General features: G+C 55.1%; 5 protein-coding genes. 3 read left to right on the top strand and 2 right to left on the bottom strand.

Translation table 11 applies throughout. The annotated features are described in order from the left end of the window. Positions 1-650 precede the first annotated feature (650 nt). Together QZQ29_RS08200 and QZQ29_RS08195 are read right to left on the bottom strand one after the other, a co-directional pair. Positions 651-1,220, bottom strand: coding sequence for a flavin reductase family protein (locus QZQ29_RS08200; protein ID WP_296962212.1), 570 nt, complete (start codon positions 1,218-1,220; stop codon positions 651-653). Between the two features lie 69 nt (positions 1,221-1,289). Next, positions 1,290-2,228 carry an AEC family transporter gene (locus tag QZQ29_RS08195; protein WP_296962210.1) on the bottom strand — a complete coding sequence of 313 codons (939 nt, stop codon included), beginning with the start codon at positions 2,226-2,228 and terminating at the stop codon, positions 1,290-1,292. Between the two features lie 183 nt (positions 2,229-2,411). Between QZQ29_RS08195 and QZQ29_RS08190 the strand changes: the two genes are divergently transcribed. The 3 genes from QZQ29_RS08190 to QZQ29_RS08180 all read left to right on the top strand — a co-directional run bounded on the left by QZQ29_RS08190 (position 2,412) and on the right by QZQ29_RS08180 (position 6,842). Beyond that, on the top strand, positions 2,412-3,293 hold the full coding sequence (locus QZQ29_RS08190; protein WP_296962209.1) for a LysR family transcriptional regulator: 882 nt from the start codon (positions 2,412-2,414) through the stop codon (positions 3,291-3,293). A gap of 752 nt (positions 3,294-4,045) precedes the next feature. After that, positions 4,046-5,392 carry a Trk system potassium transporter TrkA gene (trkA, locus tag QZQ29_RS08185; RefSeq protein WP_296962207.1) on the top strand — a complete coding sequence of 449 codons (1,347 nt, stop codon included), beginning with the start codon at positions 4,046-4,048 and terminating at the stop codon, positions 5,390-5,392. Between the two features lies 1 nt (position 5,393). Further along, the gene (locus QZQ29_RS08180) at positions 5,394-6,842 is read left to right on the top strand and encodes a TrkH family potassium uptake protein (RefSeq protein WP_296962205.1); all 1,449 of its coding nucleotides are present in this window, start codon (positions 5,394-5,396) and stop codon (positions 6,840-6,842) included. Positions 6,843-7,237 lie beyond the last annotated feature (395 nt).

Here is a 7,237-nt window from a genome sequence, read left to right as displayed (position 1 = left end):
GTTTTCAAAGAATCATCGCTCTTCAAGCGACTTGATTATCTTACCACAATTCGGTATTTCCTGTCAAGCACTTTTTTGAAGTTTTTTGAAGGAAGACTTCATCGGGGCCGCCGCTCTCGCGGCGACAGGTATGATGATACCATGGATGGAAGTTTGTGTCAACTGTTTTTTTATCTTTTTTACTCATTTGCATGGAAAGGTTCTTAAGATGGACACGGCCCGGGGCCGTGAGGGTTCTAAGGTTTGACAGCGCCTCCGGCGCTGAGGGTTGTGGTATCGCCAATGGACACGCCCTTCGGGCGTGAGGGTTCAAAGGGTTCAGAAGGTTCAGGGGGTTCAGAGGGGAAGGTGGACGGGGCTGATAGCCCCGAAGGTTGTGGCCGCCTGCCGGCGGCAGGTTGTGTTCGCTTCGCTCAGGGGGCAACAGCCCCTCCGGCGCTGTCAATTCTGAGAACCTTCGGGGGCGAAGCCCCGCCCATCTTAAGAGCCTTTCTATCCCTTCGAGCTATTTAAGGAGACTTATGACGCAGCATTGGATAAAAATACATATGAAATTCGATTCTGCGAATGAATCAGTGCTTCCCTAAACCTATCAAGCAGAAAGAGACACCGGCAGTCACACCGCCGATGCCTCTTTTTCATCTTCATCATCAGGATTTCACAAATTTTCTTCCTTCTCTCCAGGCCTTTCCGATGGCTTTCCCCGTTTCCAGATAGGTGCCGTTGACGCCGTCGAAGACGAGGGGGTGGAGTTTGGCGGGATCCGGTTTCCCATTGGTGAGAATGGATTCTTCTGCCAGGATGTGGACGATGTCTCCTACCACATGGAAGTCTTCGCCTTCGGGGATGAGTTTTTCCACTTTGCATTCAAAGGTAAGGGGATATTCTTCAATCACCGGTGCTTTCACATATTCGCTTTTCACCGTATGGAAGCCAACTTTGTCGATTTTTCCTTCCACCGTATTGCCGGAGACGGTGCCGAAGTAGTCGGACTCCGCCATGGTTAGTGCGGTGGACATGCTGACGGTGAAGGCGCCGGTTTCTTTGATATTTTCCATGGTCTTGTGGCGATGGTCCAGCATGATGCCAATTTTATCCGTATCATAAATGCCTGCCCAGGCGGCGGTCATGGCGTCGGGGCGGCCTTCTTTGTCCCAGGTGGCGATGACGATGGCGGGCTGGGGATAAATCCAGGATGCCGGTTTGAATCCCTTCTTCATATGGGTTCCTCCTTATAGAATAGAAGTAGAATAGAAATAAAAATCTGTCCCTTTTCTTTATTTTACCATTTATGAAAAGAGAAACATGTAGAAGGGAATGAAGAAGATTCCCAGAAGGAGGGAAATGCAGTTGACGGTGGTGGAATACTTGGCGTCGGCGCCGACGGAGGCGGCCAGGATGGTCATGTTTGTCATGGCCGGCATGCCGGCCTGCAGGAGGAATACGTGGGCAGACATGGGGCTCACGGGAATAAAGGGAAGGAGCAGGTAGAGGCAGAGGGGCGAAAGGATGAATCGTCCTGCCATGGCGCCCACCAGGTCCCGGTCCCAGTGAATGGAGGAGAGAGGAATCCGGCTCATCTGGATGCCCACCACCATGAGGGCCATGGGGGTGGCCATATTCCCCACATACCGGCAGGCGGTCATGGCAAAAGCAGGAAGGGGAATGTCCAGAAGCACCAGCGCCACGCCGGCCAGGAAGCCCATGAGCGGCGGGGTACGGAGCTTCTTCATCATTTCCGGAAATGTGAATTTTCTTCCGCTTCCGGCGTCCTTCACAATAAGGTAGGCCCCAAGGCCCCAGAACATGGCGGTGTTGGCGATGTAGTAGAGCATGGCAGCGGGCACGCTCTTTTCCCCGAAAAGGGCCACGTTCACAGGAAGGCCGATGAAAATGGCGTTGGCAATGCAGCAGGTGCAGGTAAAGACGCCCCGGCGCTTCGGTGATATATGAAGGATGGCCGCCCATAGGCGCCCCGCCAGATAGGCCGCAAAAATGGAAGCAAAGGGAAGCAGCAGATCCGGTGCTGTCTCGATAAGCTGGTGCTGGGTGAAATTGGATTTCAAAGAATAAATCATAAGAGGCGGCAGTGCCACGGTCATGGTGAGGCGGGTGAGGTCCTTTCCCGCCGTCTCCCAGAGCCATCCGCTCCTTGCCAGATAAAAGCCCAGTCCCGCGATGAGGACCACTTCAAATATGCCCGATAATCCCTGTAAAACAGCGTCCATAGTCATTCCTTTCAGTCACATTATCATATCAATAAGGATAAAAGTTTTGCACTCATCTATCTTCTATCTTCTATCCTTTACAGTATATCCTTTCCTATCCTATAATAATAATATAGATTTCTGATTTAACTTATTTGTTTGTTTTATAATTTTTATTCATTCTTTTTATATATGGTGATGTCCATGAATATTGAATTCTACAAAAATTTTATTGCCATGGTGGAGGCCGGCGGCATGAACAAGGCGGCCCGGGAAATCCACGTGGCCCAGCCGGCGCTGACGCGGCAGCTGCAGGTGCTGGAAAAGGAATACGGTGCCGTGCTGGTGAAGCCGAGAAAGGGCCGGCACACCCTGGAGCTCACGGAGGCTGGATGGATTCTCTACCGCCAGGCCCGACAGATATGCGAAGCAGACAGCACCGCCCGGTCCGAAATCGCCACTTTGGAGGAAGGGCTCTCCGGCACCCTGCGCCTATCCCTGTCGCCTTCCCTCATGCCCATGGTCATTGAAAAGGGCATCGGTCCCTTTCATAAAAAATACAGGGACATGACCTTCCGCATCCGGGAATCCTACCAGGTGCCTCTGGCGGAAGAAGTGCGCCGGGGCATTTCTGAAATAGGCATCACCAACGCGCCCCTGCCGGATCCCTCCCTCTTCCATATCCTCCATGAAGAAACGGCATCCCTGGTGGCTGTCGGAGAAAGGGCGTCCCATTTCCTGCCGGAAAAGGAAATCCTTTCCGCCAAAGACCTGGAAAACGTCCCGCTGGCAGTGAGCCGCAGCACCGAGGACACGGTGAAACAATTCTTCCAGGAAGCGGACCTCCGCCCGCCCATCCTCTTTGCCGTAGACGCCCGTGCCTCCGCCCTCCAGCTGGCCAGCGAAGGCCTCTCCGCCGCCCTGGTCATGTGGGCCCCCTGGGAAAGGCCGGAAGAAAACATGGTCCTCCGCCCCCTGGACTGGCCGGCCTATCATCACACCATCACCTTCTTCTGCCTGAAAGGGCACCGCCTGTCCAAGGGCATGGAGCGGTTTCTGGAGTGCCTGGTGAAGGAATTGGGATAAGGACACGCCTGAGGCGTGAGGGTTCAGAAGGTTCAGAAGGTTCAGAGGGTTCAGAGGGTTCAAAGGGTTCAAAGGGTTCAAAGGGTTCAAAGGGTTCAAAGGGTTCAAAGGGTTCAAAGGGTTGTGGTATCGCCGCTTCGCGGCGATGAATATAAAGTCAGCGTTACGTTCTTGCCTTCCCGTCCAATCGTCATTCTGAGCCCGGGCGAAGAATCTTGGTACGCGGGACATATGAGACATATAGTGTTAAATACCCGTCGGCGGGAAGGAGCCGCTGGGGTAAAGATGAAGGCAATCGGCTTCCGACTGCCGGCTGCAGGATGGTTCCGACTGAATACCTTTGGATTCATCAGCAGGAACTGCATTACGATAATTAGCCGCTAACGCGGCTACCCCCTATCCGGCTGCGCCGGACTTCCCCCCTATTCAGGGGGCAGAATAAACCGCTCTACTCTTCCCCTACATCCCATGTGGCACAAAGTTCAGCACCCATAGTCCCACCGCGAAGCGGGGTGGCAAAGGAACTGGATTCGTAGGGAGCCGTAGGCGACTGAGAATCCAGTGACATGCTTCCCTTTAGGGGAAAGGTGGTGGCGCCAGCCAGCAAAGGGGGGCGCAAGTGTCTGGCAGGAGGGTGCCTACGGCGGTCGGTGGACAGCGGACAACGGTAAGCCGACATTACCCCTATCCCCACCGTGATACAATAAGAGGTGAAGGGTAAGTAGATTCCTTTCAGAGAAGGGAGCAGAGATATGCGTATTATCGTTATTGGTGCCGGCCATTTGGGCTATATCGTTTCCAAGCTTTTATCCAATGAGGGCTACGACGTGGTGGTGGTGGATTCGGACGAGGAAAAGCTGGAGGCCATCCGGAATGACCTGGATGTGCTTACCATCCATGCCGACGGTACCAGTCCTTCCTTTATGCGGAGCCGGGATGCTTCGAAGAGCGACCTGCTGGTGGCGGTGACGGCCATGGATGAGGTGAATATTATCGCCTGCATGCTGGCGAAGAAGAACGGCATTCCCCATACCATCGCCCGCATCAGGGACCCGAAGTTCCTGTCGGAGCCGGTGGACTACATTAAGGAAAATTTTGACATCGACCTGGTGCTGAGTCCGGAGCTCATTACGGCCCGTGAAATCAGCCGGCTGGTGATGACGCCCTCCGCCATTAACGTGGAGGATTTTGCAAAAGGTCGGGTGCGTCTTCTGGAAATGAAACTCAGTCCCCGCTCTCCCTTTGCCCATAAGGAATTAAAGGACATCACCCTGCCGCCATCCGTTCTCATCGCCCTCATCCTCCGGGACCACCACATGATTATCCCCCACGGCAGTGACAGGCTGCTGCCGCTGGACAACGTGTATTTCCTTGGAAATCCGGAATCCCTTGCAGAAATTTCATCCCACGGCCATGCCAAGTACCAGCGCCGGACGAAGAAGGCCCTCATCATCGGCGCCGGCCGCACGGGGCAGGCCCTGGCTCCCATGCTGGAGAAGCAGGGGATTTCAGTGAAGGTCATCGACAATAATGAAGACCACTGCCAGCAGATGGCGGAAAAGCTGAAAAAGAGCATGGTCCTCTTAGGCGACGGCACGGACATGGACCTGCTCACCCAGGAAGGGGTATCGGAGGCGGACACGGTGATCTGCACCACCAAGGACGAAAGGCTGAACCTCATGATGGCCCTTCTGGCAAAACATCTGGGCGCCGGACAGACCATGGTGCGGGTGACCCGCACGGAATACATCGCCCTCATGCAGCAGGTGGGCATCGACATCGTCCTGTCCACCCGCCTTCTCGCGGCCGGTGAGGTGCTTGCCTTTGTGCGGAGCGGAAGCGTGGTTTCTGTGTCCCTGCTGGAAGGGGCCAGGGCGGAGGCTTTGGAAATCGTCATTCCCGAAGGTTCCAAGGCCGCCGGAAAGCCCCTCATGAAGGCGGGCCTCCCCAAGTCCTGCCTGGTAGGCGCCTATGTGCGGGATGGCAGGGTTTACATTCCTGACGGCCATTCCGTCCTTGCCGCCGGTGACAGCGTCATTCTCATTGCAGAGGCGGACAGGGCGCAGGACGTGATTTCCTATTTCAAAGGCAGGGACTAGTATGAACATCCGCATCATCCAATCCATGCTCTCCCGCATCCTTCTGGGTGCCGGCGCCGTGCTCCTTCTTCCCCTGCTCCTTTCCCTCTATTACGGCGGGCCGGTGTTCTCCTTCCTCATCCCTGCCCTGCTGTCCCTTCTTCTTTACCTCCTTCTCCGCAGAAGAAATCTATCTCCCAATGTGAGTCTCACGCTCCGGGAGGGCACCGCCATCACCGCCCTTTCCTGGATTGCCGTGTCCCTGCTCTATGCCATTCCCTATATCTGTTCCGGCACCCTCTCCCCGCTGGACGGACTGGTGGAAAGCGTGTCCGGCCTCACCGGTACCGGGGCCACCGTCATCAATGACCTTTCGCCCCTGCCGCCGTCCATTCTTTTCTTCCGCGCCATGACCCACTGGCTGGGAGGTCTGGGCATCATCGTCATCTTCGTGGCCCTCTTCCCCCAGGCGGGACGGGGCACTACGAAAATGGTGAATGCCGAAAGCACAGGACCCACCTCTTCCAAGCCCCTCCCCCGCATCAAAGAAACGGCACTGGCCCTTTTCTGCGTGTACTTTTGTATCACCGCCGCTGCCACGGCGGCCTTAATGCTCTGGGGCATGGGTTTCTGGGAAGCATTGGACCATGCCTTCTCCACCATTGCCACCGGCGGTTTTTCCACCAGAAATGAAAGCATTGCCTACTATCACAGTTTCTCCCTGGAAATGATACTTACCTTCTTCATGGTCATTTCCAGCGCCAACTTCGGCCTCTACGTGGACGCTTGGAAACGGGGTCTCCATGTGCTCCTGCAGGATACGGAATTCAAAGTCTACCTCCTCATGGTGGCAGCGGCGGCCCTTCTCATCACCGCCTCCCTGGTGCTCCAGGGCCATATGTCCCTTCCGGAATCCCTCCGAGAAGCCCTCTTCCAGTCCGCCTCCCTGTCCTCCACCACCGGCTACGTATCCGCCGACTTTGACCAATGGCCTTCCTTTGCCAAATTTATCCTTCTCCTCATCATCATAGTCGGAGGCTGCGGCGGCTCCACCGCCGGCGGGCTGAAGGTGATACGTCTCATTCTTCTCTTCAAATGCTTCTCCGCCATTCTGAAGCTCCACATGCACCCAAGGGCAGTTTTCCACATGACCGTGGGAAAGGAAAAATTCTCCCGGAATACAGTACTCCAGGTGCTGGCCTTCTTCTTCATCTACATGGCCCTCTCCACCCTGTGGGCAGGGGCCATGATGTTTGACGGCCTTGCTTTCATGGACGCCCTGGGCGTGGCCTTCACCACCATGAGCAACGCCGGTCCCGCCTTCGGTGAATTCGGCGCCACCTGCACCTATGCGGCGCTGCCGGATTTCTCCAAGGTCATCGTCTGCCTGTCCATGCTCTTCGGAAGACTGGAATCCGTGACCCTCCTCTCCATTTTCATCCCTTCCTTCTGGAAAAAGAGCGGATGGTGAGGATGAGAAGATAGAAGATAGAAGGTAGAAGATAGAAGGTAGAAGTTAGAAGATAGAAGTTAGAAGATAGAAGATAGACAGTCAGACTTCAGACGGTCAGACAATCAGACACCTGCGACTCCCTACTGTCATGTTGAGCGGGGCGGTGCGGCGGTATTGGCGGTAAAGGTTTTATCCTCTATTGATACTCTGAGCCCTAAAATCTCCCACCATAATAGGCCTTGTACTATTTCGGAGTGAGATTTCTCCACTTCGTTCCGGTCGAAATGACAGGGGCGGCGGGCTGCCGACGGTCATTCACTTCAAATACGGGCAATCAAAAAAGAAACCCACCAGCATAGCTGGTGGTTCTTCTTATGCGGCCCAAAGGGCCTATCCTAACCGCGGCGCGTAAC

Origin of the sequence: uncultured Dialister sp., assembly GCF_900538805.1 — a bacterium.
GTDB lineage: Bacteria > Bacillota > Negativicutes > Veillonellales > Dialisteraceae > Dialister.
Note: the sequence above shows the minus strand (reverse complement) of the source record. Positions and strands in the feature narration are given on the sequence as shown.